General features: G+C 67.0%; 15 protein-coding genes. 4 read left to right on the top strand and 11 right to left on the bottom strand.

Going from position 1 to position 15,949, the window contains the following annotated elements; genetic code table 11:
* The first annotated feature begins 74 nt into the window (after positions 1–74).
* The 3 genes from Sa4125_RS01030 to Sa4125_RS01020 all read left to right on the top strand — a co-directional run bounded on the left by Sa4125_RS01030 (position 75) and on the right by Sa4125_RS01020 (position 3,397).
* Positions 75–1,706, top strand: coding sequence for an ABC transporter ATP-binding protein (locus Sa4125_RS01030; RefSeq protein ID WP_224007400.1), 1,632 nt, complete (start codon positions 75–77; stop codon positions 1,704–1,706).
* The gene (locus Sa4125_RS01025; RefSeq protein ID WP_275967459.1) at positions 1,703–2,377 is read left to right on the top strand and encodes an NUDIX hydrolase; all 675 of its coding nucleotides are present in this window, start codon (positions 1,703–1,705) and stop codon (positions 2,375–2,377) included. Before Sa4125_RS01030 ends, Sa4125_RS01025 begins: the two co-directional genes overlap by 4 nt.
* Positions 2,378–2,455: 78 nt before the next feature.
* Positions 2,456–3,397 (top strand): glyoxylate/hydroxypyruvate reductase A, encoded by a 942-nt coding sequence (locus tag Sa4125_RS01020; RefSeq protein WP_224002794.1) that lies wholly within the window; start codon positions 2,456–2,458, stop codon positions 3,395–3,397.
* A 36-nt stretch (positions 3,398–3,433) separates the two neighbouring features.
* On the opposite strand, the gene Sa4125_RS01015 is transcribed toward Sa4125_RS01020, so the two are convergent.
* From Sa4125_RS01015 to Sa4125_RS01005, 3 genes are all read right to left on the bottom strand, one after another.
* Complete coding sequence (locus tag Sa4125_RS01015) at positions 3,434–4,288, bottom strand: C40 family peptidase (protein ID WP_224002792.1); 855 nt, start codon at positions 4,286–4,288, stop codon at positions 3,434–3,436.
* Positions 4,285–4,635 (bottom strand): MarR family transcriptional regulator, encoded by a 351-nt coding sequence (locus tag Sa4125_RS01010; protein WP_224002791.1) that lies wholly within the window; start codon positions 4,633–4,635, stop codon positions 4,285–4,287. Before Sa4125_RS01010 ends, Sa4125_RS01015 begins: the two co-directional genes overlap by 4 nt.
* Positions 4,636–4,760: 125 nt before the next feature.
* Complete coding sequence (locus tag Sa4125_RS01005; RefSeq protein ID WP_224002789.1) at positions 4,761–6,164, bottom strand: leucyl aminopeptidase family protein; 1,404 nt, start codon at positions 6,162–6,164, stop codon at positions 4,761–4,763.
* A gap of 119 nt (positions 6,165–6,283) precedes the next feature.
* Here Sa4125_RS01005 and Sa4125_RS01000 point away from each other — a divergent pair, with 119 nt between their 5' ends.
* Positions 6,284–7,102 (top strand): tetratricopeptide repeat protein, encoded by an 819-nt coding sequence (locus tag Sa4125_RS01000; RefSeq protein WP_224002787.1) that lies wholly within the window; start codon positions 6,284–6,286, stop codon positions 7,100–7,102.
* 212 nt (positions 7,103–7,314) lie between these two features.
* On the opposite strand, the gene Sa4125_RS00995 is transcribed toward Sa4125_RS01000, so the two are convergent.
* From Sa4125_RS00995 to Sa4125_RS00960, 8 genes are all read right to left on the bottom strand, one after another.
* A complete protein-coding gene (locus Sa4125_RS00995; RefSeq protein WP_224002785.1) occupies positions 7,315–8,307 on the bottom strand; it encodes a type II secretion system F family protein in 993 nt (330 codons plus the stop codon).
* A gap of 66 nt (positions 8,308–8,373) precedes the next feature.
* Positions 8,374–9,381, bottom strand: coding sequence for a type II secretion system F family protein (locus tag Sa4125_RS00990; protein WP_224002776.1), 1,008 nt, complete (start codon positions 9,379–9,381; stop codon positions 8,374–8,376).
* A 10-nt stretch (positions 9,382–9,391) separates the two neighbouring features.
* Complete coding sequence (locus Sa4125_RS00985; RefSeq protein ID WP_224002774.1) at positions 9,392–10,834, bottom strand: CpaF family protein; 1,443 nt, start codon at positions 10,832–10,834, stop codon at positions 9,392–9,394.
* 80 nt (positions 10,835–10,914) lie between these two features.
* Positions 10,915–12,183: a CpaE family protein gene (locus Sa4125_RS00980; protein WP_224002772.1), complete on the bottom strand. Its 1,269-nt coding sequence runs from the start codon at positions 12,181–12,183 to the stop codon at positions 10,915–10,917.
* 14 nt (positions 12,184–12,197) lie between these two features.
* Entirely contained in the window at positions 12,198–12,911 is a 714-nt protein-coding gene (locus Sa4125_RS00975) for a CpaD family pilus assembly protein (RefSeq protein WP_224002770.1), read from the bottom strand.
* Positions 12,912–12,931: 20 nt separating this feature from the next.
* On the bottom strand, positions 12,932–14,467 hold the full coding sequence (locus tag Sa4125_RS00970; protein WP_224007393.1) for a type II and III secretion system protein family protein: 1,536 nt from the start codon (positions 14,465–14,467) through the stop codon (positions 12,932–12,934).
* A 98-nt stretch (positions 14,468–14,565) separates the two neighbouring features.
* Positions 14,566–15,381: a Flp pilus assembly protein CpaB gene (gene cpaB, locus Sa4125_RS00965; RefSeq protein WP_224002768.1), complete on the bottom strand. Its 816-nt coding sequence runs from the start codon at positions 15,379–15,381 to the stop codon at positions 14,566–14,568.
* A gap of 355 nt (positions 15,382–15,736) precedes the next feature.
* On the bottom strand, positions 15,737–15,907 hold the full coding sequence (locus tag Sa4125_RS00960) for a Flp family type IVb pilin (protein ID WP_224002766.1): 171 nt from the start codon (positions 15,905–15,907) through the stop codon (positions 15,737–15,739).
* Positions 15,908–15,949: the final 42 nt, after the last annotated feature.

Raw genomic sequence — 15,949 nt, 5'->3', positions numbered from 1 at the left:
GCCGATCCGCGCCGCCCGCCGCCCCGGCCCCGGCCGTCGCCGCCGCCCGCCCCGTGCCGCCGGCCCGCCCTGAACTGGCGGAGGGGGCACTCCTCTCCGTGCAGGGCCTGAAGGTCGCCTTCCACCAGAATGGGCGCACGAGCCTTGCCGTCGACGACGTCTCCTTCCACATCGACAAAGGCGAGACGCTGGCGCTCGTCGGCGAAAGCGGCTCGGGCAAGTCGGTCTCGGCGCTGTCGATCCTGAAGCTCCTGCCCTATCCGACCGCCAGCCACCCCGGTGGCGCGGTCTACTATCGCGGCGAGAACCTTATCGACGACGACGAGGCGGACCTTCGAAAGGTTCGCGGCAACAAGATCTCGATGATCTTCCAGGAGCCGATGTCCTCGCTGAATCCGCTGCACACGATCGAGCGTCAGGTCGGCGAGGTCCTGAAGATCCACCGCGGCGTCTCCGACAAGGAGGCGAACCGGCGCACGCTCGAGCTTCTCCACCAAGTCGGCATCCGCGATCCGGAAAAGCGCCTCGGCGCCTATCCGCATCAGCTCTCCGGCGGCCAGCGGCAACGCGTGATGATCGCCATGGCGCTCGCGAACGAGCCGGACCTCCTCATCGCCGACGAGCCGACGACGGCGCTCGACGTCACCGTGCAGGCACAGATCCTCGAACTCCTGAAGGTACAGCAGCAGAAGCGCCAGATGGCGATGCTGTTCATCACCCACGACCTCGGCATCGTCAGGAAGATCGCCGACCGGGTCTGCGTGATGTATCGCGGCAAGATCGTCGAGACCGGCCCGACCGAGGAGATCTTCGCCAACCCGCAGCACCATTACACCCGCCATCTCCTGGCGGCCGAGCCGAAGGGATCGCCGCCGCCGGCCAATCTCAACGCACCGGTGGTGATGGAGGCGGAGAACCTGAAGGTGTGGTTTCCGGTGCGGACGGGCTTCCTCAGGCGCACCACCGACTACATCAAGGCAGTGGACGGCATCGACATCACGCTGCGCGCCGGCCAGACCGTCGGGGTCGTCGGCGAGTCCGGCTCGGGCAAGACCACGCTCGGCCTCGCGCTCGCCCGCATGATCTCATCCAAGGGCGCCATCCGCTTCGACGGTGAGCCGATCGACACCCGATCCTTTGCCGCCATGCGGCCGCTGCGCCGAAAGATCCAGATCGTCTTCCAGGACCCGTTCGGCTCGCTGTCGCCGCGCATGACCATCGCCGACATCATCGCCGAGGGGCTCGCCGTGCACGAGCCGACACTGCGAGCCGAGGAGCGCGACGCGCGCGTCGTGGCGGCGCTGAACGAGGTCGGGCTGGATCCCGCGACGCGCTTTCGCTACCCGCACGAGTTCTCCGGCGGCCAGCGCCAGCGCGTCGCCATCGCCCGCGCCATGGTGCTCAATCCGCGCTTCGTGATGCTCGACGAGCCGACCTCGGCGCTCGACATGAGCGTGCAGGCGCAGGTCGTCGACCTCCTGCGCGACCTGCAGAAGAAGCACGACCTCGCCTATCTCTTCATCAGCCACGACCTGAAGGTCGTCAGGGCGCTGGCCAACGAGGTGATCGTCATGCGCAACGGCGTTGTCATGGAGCGCGGGCCCGCCGTGGAGATCTTCGAGCGGCCGCAGACCGACTACACGAAGGCGCTGATGGCCGCCGCCTTCGACATCGCCGCGGCTCCGACGGACATTATCCAGCCATGACCGGCAACCATTACCGCGACGTCCTCGCCGACCAGCCCCTCGATGTCATGCTGACGCGGCGCGAGCGACTCTGCGACGGTTTTCGGCCGTTCGAGGCGGTGACGCTGACGCATGCCTCGCTCGACGGCGAGACGCAGGTGGGGCCGATGCGGCGCGAGCTGATCAGCACGGGGTCGGTGGTCGTCGTCATCCCCTACGACCCCGTCCTCGACAAGATCGTGGTGATCCGGCAGTTCCGCATCGGTGCCGCGCTGAAGACGGCAAACGCGGCCGCGCTCGAACTGCCGGCCGGGCTCGTCGACGACGGCGAGACGCCGGAAGCGGCCGCCATGCGCGAACTGGCCGAGGAGACGGGCCTTTCAGCGCGGGCCGTCGAGCGCTGCTTTAGCATGCTGCCCTCGCCCGGCCTCACCGACGAATATGCCTTTGTCTTCCTCGCCATCGTCGACAGCGCGGCACTGGCTTCGAGCGCCGGCCTGGCCGCCGAGCACGAAGACATCAGGCCGATCGCCGCGCCCGTCGACGCGCTGATCGCGGCAGTGGACGAGGGCCGGGTGGAGAACGGCTTTCTCATCGCCTGCACGCACTGGTTCGCCCGCAAGGGCCGCGCGCGAGCGACGGCGCTTGCGATCGCCGTAGAAAATGCGGACAAGGATGGCGTGCCGGCCTGACCCCGCCGCGCTCCCGCAACCCGGCGGGCGACCATCCCCTGCCGAACGGAGCTTCTCCGCCGCATAAGGAACGACAGCGTGACGATTCTCCTCTCCGTCACCGGCTTCCAGCCGACCGACTGGATCAACGCCTTGCACAGGCTGGCGCCGCGGCGTCCGGTGATCCTCGAGCCGAACAGTGGAAGCGATCCTTCGGTGGACTATGCCATCGTCTGGAAGCAGAGGCCGGGCATCCTCGCCGGCCTGCCGAACCTGAAGGCGATCTTCTCGATCGGCGCCGGCGTCGACCACATCTTGCGCGACACGCACCTGCCGGACGTCCCGATCGTGCGGATCGTGGCCGACGACCTGACGGGGCGGATGAGCGAATACGTGGTATGGCGGGTGCTCGACCATTTTCGCCGTGGCATGGCCTATCGTACCCAGCAGGCGGCCGGAATCTGGCACGACCGCGTGCAGCCGGCGGCGCGCGAGCTGACGGTCGGAATCATGGGCCTCGGCGAGCTTGGCCGCGACGCCGCCGAGAAACTCGGAATGCTGGGCTTTAGAATTGTCGGCTGGTCCCGAACGCAAAAGACCATCGCCGGTGTCGACAGCTTTCACGGGGCCTCGGGACTCGATCCCTTCCTCGCCCGCACCGACATCCTCGTCGTCCTGCTGCCGATCACGCCGGAAACGCATGGGATTCTCGACACCGGCCTGTTCTCGCGGCTGAAGCAGCGCACGCCGATCGGCGGTCCGGTGCTGATCAATGCCGGACGCGGCGGCCTGCAGGTCGAGACGGCGATCCTCAAGGCGCTCGACGACGAGACGCTGATGGAGGCGTCGCTCGACGTGTTCGAGACCGAGCCGCTGCCTGCCTCCAGCCGGCTGTGGAAGCATCCGCGCGTCTTCGTCACGCCGCATGCCGCCGCCACCTCGAACGCCGATGCGCTGGTGCCGCAGATCCTCTCACAGATCGACGCCTTCGAGCGCGGCGAGCCTCTGCAGCACCTCGTCGACCGGAAGGCCGGCTACTGAGCCGTTCCGAATACCGGCCGGTCGTTCAAGGCCGGCCTACGACCCCAGACGCCGAATGCTCGTGACGGCGGAGCCCCGTGCGGCGGTGCGGGCGATCGCTTCGGCGAGCGGCTCGCTCGCGGTCATCATGTGATGGGCATTGGCGTGCAGCAGCATCTGCCCGTCCAGCATGATGCCGACATGCCCCTTCCAGAAGACGAGGTCGCCGCGCCGGAGAGGCTCGATGCCGGCAAGGCGGGTGCCGAGCGCGCGCTCCTGCATGTCGGTGTCGCGCGGCGCATCGATGCCGGCCATCGCGAGGGCCATCTGCACGAGGCCCGAGCAGTCGATGCCGAGCGTCGTCTTGCCGCCCCAGAGGTAGGGGACGCCGAGAAAGCGCTCGGCGACAGCGACGAAGTCCGGCGCATGTTCGCCGGGAGCGCCGAGATGCTGCGCCACCACGGCGCCGGTGGGCGTCGTGAGGTCATAGCGGGCATTGCGATCCTCGGCCTCGCCGCTCACCGTCAGCAGCGCCCCCATGGGCAGGCCCATCAGCGGCGGCAGCTTGATGTCGGGACCGGGGAAGAGCAGCGTGCGCGGCACCGCGACGCGGTGCGTCGGGGAATCAGCCTGCCCGAGGGCCGCCGACGCCATCCAGCCGACATAGCCGTCGGCATCGAGCTGCACCCAGGCCCAGCCCTCCTCCGTCGTCTCGAACACCAGCACGCTTTCGCCGAAGAGCGCTTCGGTCTCCTGCGCTGCGTCCGGGCGTGGTTCGCGCCGGAGGGCGGCCGCCGACACCGTCACGCGCTCCGGCCGACCGTCGACGAAATGGCGGGACTCGACCTTTCCTTCGAGCCGGCGGTCGGCAAGGTCGGGGCGGAAGGCGTTGACGCGGGGGTCGAGGGTCATGGGGCGAGTTCTCCGGCCTTTTCGACCAGCCGGTCGGCCATTTTCGAGACATGCAGGCTGCCCGCGACCGTGCGCTTGATCAGGACGTTGCGCCTGTCGGCGGGATCGCGCCGGCGTTCGACGAGACCATAGCCGCCCATGGTGTCGAGCGCCCGCGTGATGACGGGCTTGGTGACGTTCAATCGCGCGGCAAGGCCGCGCACCGTGTGCGGCGGCGGCTCGAGATAGATGGTGAGGAGGATTGCGGTCTGGCGCAAGGTCAGATCCGGCGCGTCGGCGCGCGCCTCCTCGAGGGCCGTCTGATGCAGCAGCCGGAGCGCCTGTGCGGGTCGGATATCGATGCCCATGGCGCGACGCTAGCAGCACTTCGTTTCGGATCCGTTTCGCTCGCGCGCAGGCGGCGCGACCGGCCGGCAGAGCCCGATCTCCGGTCCTGCGATCGGGCTCTGCTGGCGCATACCCGCATGTCGGGCTAGACCGCCCCGTCAAAGTGGGGGTAGCGTCCCTTCAGCACGTGATGGATGGCGCGAATGGCCTGCGCCTCGCCGCCGACAGGCCCGGTCGGCCCAGACTGCGGGCGCCAGCCATAGATGTCGAAATGCGCCCAGGCCTTGGCCTTCTCGACAAAGCCCTGAAGGAAGAGCGCGGCGGTGATCGCGCCGGCAAAGCCGTCGGGGGTGACGTTGTTGATGTCGGCGACCTTTGACGAGAGCGTCTTCGCATAGGGTTGCCACAGCGGCAGGCGCCAGATCGGATCGGAGACGGCGAGCGAGGCCGCGGCGAGCTCTGCCGCGAGCGTCTCGTCGGCGGTGAAGAAGGGTGGCAGATCCGGGCCGAGGGCGACGCGGGCGGCGCCCGTCAGCGTCGCCATGTCGATCAGGATCTCCGGCGCCTCCTCGTCGGCGAGCGCCAGCGCATCGGCAAGCACCAGGCGCCCCTCCGCGTCGGTATTGCCGATCTCGACCGTCTTGCCCTTGCGGCTCCTCAGGATGTCGCTCGGGCGGAAGGAAGAGCCCGAGATCGCGTTCTCGACGGCCGGCACGAGCACCCGCAGGCGGATATCGAGCTTCAGCGTCATCAGGATCTGCGCCAGGCCGAGAACGTTCGCGGCCCCGCCCATGTCCTTCTTCATCAGCAGCATGCCGGAGGCCGGTTTGATGTCGAGGCCACCGGTGTCGAAGGAAACGCCCTTGCCGACGAGGGTCACCTTCGGCGCGTCGCTGCGCCCATGCGTCAGGTCGATCAGCCGCGGCGCGATGGCGCTGGCCCTGCCGACGGCGTGGATCATCGGGAAATTGCGGGCGAGGAGGTCGTCGCCCGCGACGACCTCGATGCTGGCGCCGAAACGCTCGGCGAGCACCCGGGCCGCCCGCTCGATCGCGTCGGGGCCCATGTCGTTGGCCGGGGTGTTGATGAGATCGCGGGCGAGAAAAGCCCCGGCGCCGATGGCTTCCGCCGAGCCCGTGTCGATGCCCTCGCCGGGCGAGAGCCGGACCGCGGCCGACGGCGCCGGCTTGGAGCGGTATCGATCGAACCGATAGCCGCCGAGGAGGAAGGCGAGTCCCGCCGCGTCAGCGTCGAGGCCATGCCCTTCGGCGAGATGCCAGTCGCCGTCGGGAAGGCTCGACGCCAGCGCTCCGGCCAGAAGCGACAGCCGATCCCGGTCCGCTGCCGGGACAGCCGCGCCGAGCCCGAGGATTGCGCCGGCGATCGTACCGCCATCGCCGGGCACGAGCAGCACCTCGCCGGCACCGGCCTTGAAACGGACGCCGGCGGCCCAGCGCGCCGCTTCCGGCGGCAGTGCGTCGAGGCTGTCCGCGCTGGCTGCCCACACGGGTCGGGAGCCGGCGCCGGCGCTGGAGAGAAGAGTGCTCATGTCGGGGAATCCTCATGCGGACCTTTCCCGGCAAGCTCGGGGAAGGGTTGACAAAATAACCTGCCCTGACGACCCGGCCGCCGCAGCGATGGCGGCGGCAAGATGAGACAGGGGACAGCATGGTTCAAGCGCATAATGGCCGCCAGCCGATCTATCGCAAGGCCTTCGCTGCCGCGGCGATCGCGCTTCTGGTCGGCGTCGGTGGCTGCGCCTCGACATCGAAGATGACGACCGGCTCGATCGGCGCCCCGCGCATGGCAAAACCCCTCGACCGGATGTCCGCGGTCGAGCTGAACGGTGCCGTCGCCACTTACGGCATGGCCTACGACAAGAACCCGAAAGTGAAGGCCGTCGGCCTCGGCTATGCCTCGGCGCTGCAGATGGCCGGCCGCAACGATCAGTCGCTCGCCGTCATGCAGCAGATGGCCATCGCCCACCCGAAGGACCGCGACGTGCTGGCCGCCTACGGCAAGGCGCTGGCCGCCGCCGGCGACCTGCCGAAGGCGCTGGAGACCGTGCGCCGCGCCCAGACGCCCGACTCGCCGGACTGGCGGCTCTATTCGGCGGAGGGCGCGATCCTCGACCAGATGGGCCAGTCGGATGCGGCCCGCACGCTCTACCGCAAGGCGCTGGAGATCCAGCCGGGCGAGCCGTCCATCCTCTCCAATCTCGGCATGTCCTACGTTCTGGCCAACGACCTGAAGTCTGCCGAAAGCTACCTGCGCCAGGCGGCCGGCCGGCCGGGTGCCGACAGCCGCATCCGGCAGAACCTCGCGCTGGTCGTCGGGCTGCAGGGACGGTTTCAGGAAGCCGAGACGATCGCCAGCGCCGAGCTGTCGCCGGAAGATGCCAAGGCGAACGTCGCCTTTCTCCGCGGCATGCTGGCGCAGCAGAACACCTGGTCGATGCTGAAGGACAAGGACGAAAGGAAGGGCTGACGCCGCCTGCGTCGCGGCGACGATAAGGTCTTCCATTAGGCGGCCGGACCCTCGTGGTTCCGGCCGTCTTTCCTTGGGGCTTTCCCCAGTCGGGCCGAACCTTGAGGGCCCCGCCAGCGCGGGCTTGCGGCGCTTCGAGCTGAATTCAGCCTAGCGTTTCAGCTTGCCGCGCCGGGTATTGTGAAAAACCGGAGCCACTTTTTCCCGGCGCTCTACGTCGCCGCCATGATCTGGATGACGGCGGGGCCGATGATGACGGCGAACAGCACCGGCAGGAAGAACACGATCATCGGCACGGTCAGCTTTGGCGGCAGGGCGGCCGCCTTCTTCTCCGCGGCGTTCATGCGCATGTCGCGGCTTTCCTGCGAGAGGGTCCGCAGCGCCTGGCCGAGCGGCGTGCCGTATTTCTCTGCCTGGATGAGGGCGGTCGAGACGGCGCGGACATCCTCGATCCCCGTGCGCGACGCCAGGTTCTGGTAGGCCGTCTTGCGGTCGGTCAGATAGGAGAGTTCGGCGCAGACCAGTACCAGTTCCTCGGCCAGCGGCACCGACTGGATGCCGATCTCGTCCGACACGCGGCGGAACGCGCCCTCGATCGACAGGCCTGATTCCACGCAGATGAGGAGGAGGTCGAGGGCATCGGGCCAGGCCCGGCCGATCGACTGCTTGCGGTTCGCCGCCTTGTTGGAAATGTAGATGTTCGGCATGTAGAAGCCGACATAGGCGATCATCAGGCAGATGCAGACGCGCAGCATCATGGGCTGCTCGGCCATGAGGCCGATGCCGAAGATGTAGATCACCGCGAACGTCAGCATCACCAGCGGCAGCGTGACGCGCGCGAACAGGAACAAAGTCAGCGGCCGCTGGCCGCGAAAGCCGGCGATGCGCAGCTTGCCGACCGTGTTGTCGTCGACGAGCGCCTTGCGAAGATTGAATTTCTCGACGACGGCGGCGGCAAGACCCGAGTTATCCGCCTGCCGGACGGAGCCCTTGCGCCCGCGCTCCTTCTCGATCGACAGGCGTGCCCGCTCTCGCGCGCGAACCTCCTCGCGCTCGAGCGCCACGGCCTTCATGCGCGTCTTCAGATTGTTGCCCGACAGCAGCGGCATGGCGACGGTCACCATCGTCGTGAACACCGCGACGGTGACGAAGATGGCGAGCGCCTGCGAACTGGAAAGGCCGACGACGGCGAGGATGGAGTCCATGACGCTGTTCCGTTGTTGTTCCGGGGCTGCCCCCGCGTCGGGCGACCAATCGCGTTTCGGCCAAGCCTAGAAGTCGAAGTTGATCATCTTCTTCATCACCACGATGCCGATGGTCATCCAGAACCCGGCGACGATGAGGATGATGTTGCCGATCGTGTTGGTGAAGAGGAGGCTGATGTAATCGGGCGTCGTGAGATAGACGAGCGCGGCGACGATGAACGGCAGCGCGCCGATGATGCCGCCCGACGCCTTGGCCTCCATGGCCATCGCCTGAATCTTGGCCTTCATCTTCTTGCGGTCACGCAGGACCCTCGACAAGTTGCCGAGAGCCTCGGACAGGTTTCCGCCCGCCTGGCTCTGGATCATGATGACGATGGCGAAGAAGTTGGTCTCGGCCAAGGGAATGCTCTGGTACAGCCGCTCGACCGATTCCGAGACGGTCATGCCCATCTGCTGGGCCTCGACGATCTTCTGGAACTCCGAGCGTACGGGTTCGGCCGCCTCGCTGGCGATCATGCGGAAGGTGTCGTTCAAAGGCAGGCCGGACTTGACACCGCGCACGATCAGATCGACCGCATTGGGAAACTCCGCGATGAACTTCTTCTGTCGGCGACCGCGGAGATAATTGAGGGTCCAGCGCGGCAGGCCGAGGCCGCCGACGATGGCAATGCCGAGCGCCGCGATCAGCGAGGGCTGGAGAAGGAGACCCAGAAGGCCCAGCACGAGTCCGGCGCAGACGCTCATGATGAGGTACTGCCGTTCCGAGATCTTCAGTCCGGCTTGTTCGAGCCGGCGCTGCAGGCTCGGCTTGGCGTTCTGCTGGGACCGCTCCTTCTGCTTGTCCTCGATCTGCTGCAGCGAGTTCTGGATGGTCTTGCGGCGTTTGGCGACTTCCTGGATTCGGTCGCGTGCGACCCGCTTCGACGTGCTGTCAGTCTCGGCTCTCTTGAACTGGTTCAGCCGTGCCTCGGCGTTCTTCTCCGCGGCAATGCGCGGCTGCAGGAACGCGTAGGCCACCGCGGAGGCGGCCACGGTGGAGAGAAGGACGAAGAGGGTGAGCGCGAGGATCGACATCGGATTCGCCTCAGACGCTCTTGACTTCGGAGCTGTCGAGCGCCCGGGCCAGCCGCTGCTCCTCGTTGTAGTAGCGGGCGCGGTCCCAGAACACCGGCCGGCCGATGCCGGTCGAGCGGTGCTTGCCGACAAGCTTGCCGGACGCGTCCTCGCCCATGATGTCGTAGACGAAGAGGTCCTGGGTGGTGATGACGTCGCCCTCCATGCCGACCACCTCGGTGATGTGCGTGATCCGGCGCGAGCCGTCGCGCAGGCGCGCCGCCTGGACGATGACGTCGACGGAGCCGACGATGATCTCCTTCACCGTCTTTGCCGGCAGCGAGAAGCCGCCCATGGCGATCATCGACTCCATGCGGTTCAGGCATTCGCGCGGGCTGTTGGAGTGGATCGTGCCCATCGAGCCGTCATGGCCGGTGTTCATCGCCTGCAGGAGATCGAAGACCTCCGGTCCGCGGACTTCGCCGACGATGATGCGTTCGGGCCGCATGCGCAGGCAGTTCTTCACCAGGTCGCGCATCGTGATCTCGCCCTCGCCCTCGATGTTGGGCGGCCGGGTTTCGAGACGCACGACGTGCGGCTGTTGCAGCTGCAGTTCCGCCGTGTCCTCGCAGGTGATGATACGCTCGTCCTCGTCGATATAGCGCGTCAGGCAGTTCAGGAGCGTCGTCTTGCCCGAACCGGTACCGCCGGAGATGATGACGTTGCAGCGCACGCGGCCGATGATCTGGAGGATCGTCGCGCCCTCCGGCGAGATCGCGCCGAATTTCACCAGCTGGTCGAGGGTCAGCTTGTCCTTCTTGAATTTTCGGATGGTCAGGACGGCGCCGTCGATGGCGAGCGGCGGCGCGATGACGTTGACGCGGCTGCCGTCAGGCAGGCGCGCGTCGCAGATCGGCGAGGATTCGTCGACGCGCCGGCCGACCTGGCTGACGATGCGCTGGCAGATATTGAGAAGCTGCTGGTTGTCGCGGAAGCGGACGTTCGTCTCGGTCACCTTGCCGGCGACCTCGATGAAGGTGTGGTGGGGACCGTTGACCATGATGTCGGCGATGTCGTCGCGCATCAGGAGCGGCTCGAGCGGGCCGTAGCCGAGGACGTCGTTGCAGATGTCGCCGAGGAGATCCTCCTGCTCGGCGATGGTCATCGCGAAATTCTTGATCGAGATGATGTCGTTGACGATGTCGCGGATTTCCTCGCGCGCGCTCTCGACGTCGAGGCGGGCGAGTTGCGACAGGTCGATGGTGTCGATCAGCGCGGCGAAGACCTGCGTCTTCGTCTCGTAGTAGGAGGCTGTCCGCTCGCGCGGCACGCGGGGCGAAGGCGGCGCCTCGACGACGGCGGCACGGGGCTCCGGGATCTCCGACCGGATGGCCGGCGCAGGTGCCGGCGTCGGCTGCGGGCGCTCGGCGACCCTTGCCGGAACCTCCCTCTCGTTTGCGCGCTTTCCGAACATGGCCAACTCTCTCTAGTTCTTCCGAGCGGCGCGTTCCGCCTGTCGAGGCCGGGGGCGGCCTTGACGGCGGGTCCACGGCGTCACTTGCGCTTCAACAGGCTGAACAGGCCTGACCGCTTCGCCTTCTTCGCTTCCCCCCGCCCCGTCAGGACATGGGCGATGTGCTGGAAAGCCTCGACGGCCGGGTGCTTCACGTCGCCCTCGGCGATCATCCGTCCGTTGTTGGCCGCCGTTCCGAAGGCCGCGGGATCGAAGCCGATCAGGGCGATCGGATCGAGACCGAGCGGCTCGGCGAATTCCTCCGGGCTGATCTCGGGGCGCTTGGGGATGTTGAGCTGGTTCAGCACCAGATGCGGCGGCTTGTCGTTCGGCCGCGCCCGCGTCAGCGTATCGACGAGGTTCTTGGCATTGCGCAGGTTGGCGAGGTCCGGCGTAGCGCAGATGACGATCTCGTCGGCGCGCGAGAGGACGCTTTTCGTCCAGTCGCTCCAGCCGTGCGGTATGTCCAGCGCCACCACCGGCGTCGATCGCTGCGCCGTCTCGATGAGGGCCGTGAAGGCGTCGATGTCGAAGTCGTAGGTCCGGTCGAGGATCGACGGGGCGGCGAGCAGCGACAGGTGGTCGGCGCATTTCGACAGGAGGCGGTCGAGAAAGACGCTGTCCAGCCGGTCGGCCGAGAAGATCGCCTCGGCGATCCCCTGGGCCGGATCCTGGTCGAAGTTGATGTTGGCGGTTCCGAAGGGAAGGTCGAGATCGGCAAGGACGACGTCGCTGGAAAACAGCTGCGAGATCGACCAGGCGACGTTGTGGGCGAGCGTCGAGGAACCGACGCCGCCCTTGGCGCCGACGAAAGCGAGCGTGCGACCGATCGGCGGCGCATCGTCGGCCATGTACAGGCGTCCGATGACCGCCATCAGGTCGGACATGGCGATCGGGGCGACGAGGTATTCCGAGATGCCGCGACCGATCAGCTCGCGGTAGAGCGCGACATCGTTGTAGTGGCCGACGACGACCACCTTGGAACCGGGATCGCAGACCTCGGCAAGACCATCGAGTTCGCCGACCAGCTCGCCGGGCGGGGCCTTGGATTCCAGGATGACGAGGTTGGGCGTCGGCGCGCTGGCATAGTGCTCGGTCGCGGCACGGATGCCGCCCATGTGGACCCGGACATGGGCCTTCGCCATCCGCCGGTCCTCGGCTGCGCGCTCGATCGGCTTGGCGACGCCGTCGGTCTCGCAGAATGCCTGGATCGAGATCCGCGGAACGGGCCGGACGGCGTCCATCGCGGCGGATTGTTCGCCGGCAAAGCTCATTTGGGCATTTTCGGAGTCACTGGACAGTCTGCTCATCACCCTGTCTCCGGCTACCAGTCGTAGGTTGATTCGGTGACGGGCGCCTGAGAGCTCGTCCGGTTGCCTTCGCGATAGTCGCCGAGCATGGTGGTGCGGCGCTCGGCGTCGATCGGGTCGATGCCGCGGGGACCCAGAAGGTCGCGCGGATCGGCGATCTGGGCCGCGAGATTCTGCTGGCTGGCACAGCCGAAGTTGAAATAGTTCTTGTTCTCGTGGGTGTCGCCGAGATCCTCGGGCCAGCGGCCGCAGGGAGCGGTCTTGGCCGTCAGGGTGGCGAAGGAGAGGCGGATCGGCGCCGGCCCCCGGGAACCGCGGGCGCGGTAAGGCTGCACCAGGATCCGGTCGGACCGGATGCCCTCCTTGTGCAGGGCCTTGACCACGTCGCGCGAGGCGAGCTCGGCGGCGGCGGAATTGTCGGAGCCCGATGGCAACAGCACGCGGATGGCGGCCGAGCCGGAGCGCCGGAAGCGCTGGGCAAAGGTGGTGACGCGGTCGCGCGAGGCCGGCGGCAGGCGGACTTCCGAGGAGACGACCGGAATTTCCAGCACCTCCTCGTCCTCGCCGACGACGATCGGGTGGCGCGTGCGGTAGTCGTCGGGGATCGAGCCGACCTCGATCGAGTGACGGTCGGCGCAGCCGCCGAGGATGGCGAGCGAGGCGACGAGGGCAAGGGCGGCACGGCGGCCGGCTCGCGGCGCAGGCGCGCGCCGGGAAAGGCTGGACACGGGTTCTCTCCTCGAAGCGCTCATTTGTAGATGTATCCGACGACGCCGTGGTACCGGCCGGGAGGAAGATCGGTGTCCATCGCGCCATAGACGCGGTTGACGCGGCCGAGGAAGTTGGCGGCGCCATCGGCCGAGAAGTTCAGCCCGTCGTCCGGCCGCGCCAGTGCGTTGCGGGCCACCGGGCGCACCAGATAGGGCGTGACGATGATGACGAGCTCGGTCTCGTAGCGTTGAAAATCGCGGCTGCGGAACAGCGTGCCGAGGATCGGGATCTTCGAGATGCCGGGATAGCCGGAGATGACCTGGCGCGTTTCGTCGCGCACGAGGCCCGCGATGACCATGGAGCCGCCGGAAGGGAGCTCGACGGTGGTGTCGGCGAGGCGCTTGCGGATGCTGACGGAGCCGACGCCGCCATCTCTGCCGCCGGAAACATGGAAAGGCGTCTCGAAGGTCGGCTCGGAAACAGCCGTCCGCACCTTCAGGCTGATGCGTCCGGGAGACAAGACGACCGGCGTGAAGTCGAGCCCGATACCGTAGTCTATGGTCTTGGTCTGGATCTGCCGGGAACTCGGCGTGGCGGGGATGGTCTCGTAGACGGGCTGACCACTGCCATCAAAACCCTTGAATTCGGTCCGCGCCGGCTCGCCGGCAGTGTATTGCTGACCCTCTGGCGCCGTGAACTCGCCGCCCACCTTGAAGCTGGCGCTTTCGCCGGAGATCGCCGTCAGGCTCGGCTCGGCTAGCGTCTTCATCACGCCAGCCTGCTCCATGGCATTGAGCTGCGCATCGATGCTGCCATTGCCAATCGAGCCCGCCAAGCCGATCGCCGACTGCGAAACTGCCTTGCCGAATGCGAAGGGATTGTCTCCGAGCGAACCGACGCTGATGCCGTCGATGACAGACGAGCCGGTGCCGTTGAAGCCCAGCTGCTTGATCACCGAACGCTGCACCTCGGCGACGGTCACCTTCAGCATCACCTGGTCTTCGCCCTGGATCTGCAGGAGGTTGACGATCTGGCTCTGGCGCCGGTCTTCCTGGGCCTGGCTGACGTCGCCGCCCTGGGGGCCCGACCCGCTGGTGGCGCTCTTGATGTAGGCGCCGGTCGTCGCCTCGCCGCCGCTCAGGTAGATATTGGCCAGCTGCACGGCGCGAGAGGCGTCCTGCGGCGTCTGCACCGTTCCGGTCAGGACGATGTTGTCGTTGAGGATCTCGACCTTGACGTCGGCATCCTTGATATATTTGCGGATCGAGCCTTCGAGGCCGGCGACGTCGCGCTCGATGCGCAGGTCGAGGACGGCGATCTCGCGGCCGCTGGCGTCGAAGACGAAGATGTTCGTCTGGCCGACCTGCTTGCCGAAGATGTAGATGCGGCGCGCGGTGCGCGTCACGGCATCGGCGACGGCCGGATTGGCGACGAGGATGTCATGCGCATCCACAGGAAGGTCGATCACCTTGGACTTGTCGAGACCGAGGCTGATCGCCTGGTTGACCCGGCTGACCTGGACGATGGAGGAGGAGGCTGCCTCCGCCGGCAGGGCCGCCAGCAGCGGCGCCATGGCCGTCGTCACGGCGAGCCACGAGGCGACGACCGAGTGCGCGGTCCGCGCGGCGAAGATTTTGGGGAGCGAAGGGAGCTGGATCGCCATGGCGCGCGTCACTTCTTGGTCGTGATGTCGCTCGTCTTGCCGTAGCGGACGATGCGGATCTTGGTGGGGGACTTCTCGCCGGCGAGAAGGAACGCAGCGTAACCGGGCGAGCCGGGCACGGAGTCCTCCAGCGAGCGCAGGGACAGGACCAGGCGTTCGGCCATGGGTTGCGCCGCCGTCAGCGCCTCGGCCTGTGAGGGATCGACCTCGAGCGTGGCGGTGGAGCCGACAACCACCTTGGCACCGTTCTGCTCCTCGATCGTCTGGTCGATGGCCAGGACACGCAGGTTGCGCAGGATCGTCTCGGTGTCGAACTCGGTCGCCTGCTCGCCGTTCTGCTTGCGGCGCGTCATGATGACGTCGACGTGATCGTTGGGCAGGATGAAGCCGCCGGCCGAGGTCTCCGCCGAGATCTGCAGAGCGAGCGCGCGTTTTCCGGCCGGCAGGATCGCCGACATGAAGCCGCGATCGGTCTTGATGAGCTTGCTGTCGCGCACCGGTTCGCCGGCGAAGAAGGACTGCCGGGCGACCGATCCTTTCAGAGCCTCGATGGCATCGGGACGGGCGGATTTCAGGATCAACGTGTCGCTGACGCCGTCCTCCGGCCATTTTTGCCAGGACAGGGCGCCATCGACCGAAGTTCCCATCCCGATGTCCTTGTCGGTGACGAGCACTTCGGTCAGCTTGATCGGCGGCTCGGCCGGCGTGGCGGTGATGATGACCGGCTCGGCAGGCTTCTCCGCCGATATCAGCAGGGCGATAAAGCCGGCGCCGCCTGCGGCCAGGACTGCGACGCCGAGAACGGCCAGGCGAGCTATCTTCATCTCCAACCCTCAAACAGTGCCCGCGATCGCGGACCGGCTTGAAGCTTTATGAAGGATGAATCGTCAATGCATGGTTAACGAACCCCTACTCGGCGTCCGAATTGGTCGTATTCCATTGAGTTTCGCTGGGGCGTTCGTCTTGCGGTCCGACGAGCCCCGCGACGCAAGCATCGCCCGGGCAGCTTGTAGCGTTCGTCTGCTCTCCAACAGCAGGCTCTGATCACACGGCCGACCGCGACGAGACGTTTTCGCGTCGCGAACAACTATCGGGCTCCGGGGCAGAGACAGGCGCAAGGGAGATAAGGGGTTTTGCGTGAGTGACCTGTCCGATCACACATCGGACGGAACGGCAGCTTCAGACGGCACCGATCAATTCGGCGATACTCGTGATGCTCGCGTTCAACTCCGGAGTCAGAAGCGCCAAGGCCGCGATCAGTGCTGTGGCGACAAGTGCCGCGACCAGACTGTATTCTATGGCTGTGGCACCGAAGCGATCGTTTCGAAAGCGCGTGAGGACAGGCCGCATCGTCTTTTCCTTACGGGGTTGGAACCCTTTTTCAGGCAGTCG

It is taken from the genome of Aureimonas sp. SA4125 (assembly GCF_019973775.1).
Classification (GTDB): Bacteria; Pseudomonadota; Alphaproteobacteria; order Rhizobiales; family Rhizobiaceae; genus Plantimonas.
This window is presented reverse-complemented; position numbering and strand designations above follow the sequence as displayed.

Coding starts and splice junctions, on each gene's coding strand:
- Sa4125_RS00980 (WP_224002772.1), bottom strand. CDS start 12,183: ATGAGCAGACTGTCCAGTGACTCCGAAAATGCCCAAATGAGCTTTGCC.
- Sa4125_RS01000 (WP_224002787.1), top strand. CDS start 6,284: ATGGTTCAAGCGCATAATGGCCGCCAGCCGATCTATCGCAAGGCCTTC.
- Sa4125_RS01005 (WP_224002789.1), bottom strand. CDS start 6,164: ATGAGCACTCTTCTCTCCAGCGCCGGCGCCGGCTCCCGACCCGTGTGG.
- Sa4125_RS00960 (WP_224002766.1), bottom strand. CDS start 15,907: ATGCGGCCTGTCCTCACGCGCTTTCGAAACGATCGCTTCGGTGCCACA.
- Sa4125_RS01015 (WP_224002792.1), bottom strand. CDS start 4,288: ATGACCCTCGACCCCCGCGTCAACGCCTTCCGCCCCGACCTTGCCGAC.
- Sa4125_RS00970 (WP_224007393.1), bottom strand. CDS start 14,467: ATGGCGCCGCTGCTGGCGGCCCTGCCGGCGGAGGCAGCCTCCTCCTCC.
- Sa4125_RS01010 (WP_224002791.1), bottom strand. CDS start 4,635: ATGGGCATCGATATCCGACCCGCACAGGCGCTCCGGCTGCTGCATCAG.
- cpaB (WP_224002768.1), bottom strand. CDS start 15,381: ATGAAGATAGCTCGCCTGGCCGTTCTCGGCGTCGCAGTCCTGGCCGCA.
- Sa4125_RS00985 (WP_224002774.1), bottom strand. CDS start 10,834: ATGTTCGGAAAGCGCGCAAACGAGAGGGAGGTTCCGGCAAGGGTCGCC.
- Sa4125_RS00990 (WP_224002776.1), bottom strand. CDS start 9,381: ATGTCGATCCTCGCGCTCACCCTCTTCGTCCTTCTCTCCACCGTGGCC.
- Sa4125_RS00995 (WP_224002785.1), bottom strand. CDS start 8,307: ATGGACTCCATCCTCGCCGTCGTCGGCCTTTCCAGTTCGCAGGCGCTC.
- Sa4125_RS01025 (WP_275967459.1), top strand. CDS start 1,703: ATGACCGGCAACCATTACCGCGACGTCCTCGCCGACCAGCCCCTCGAT.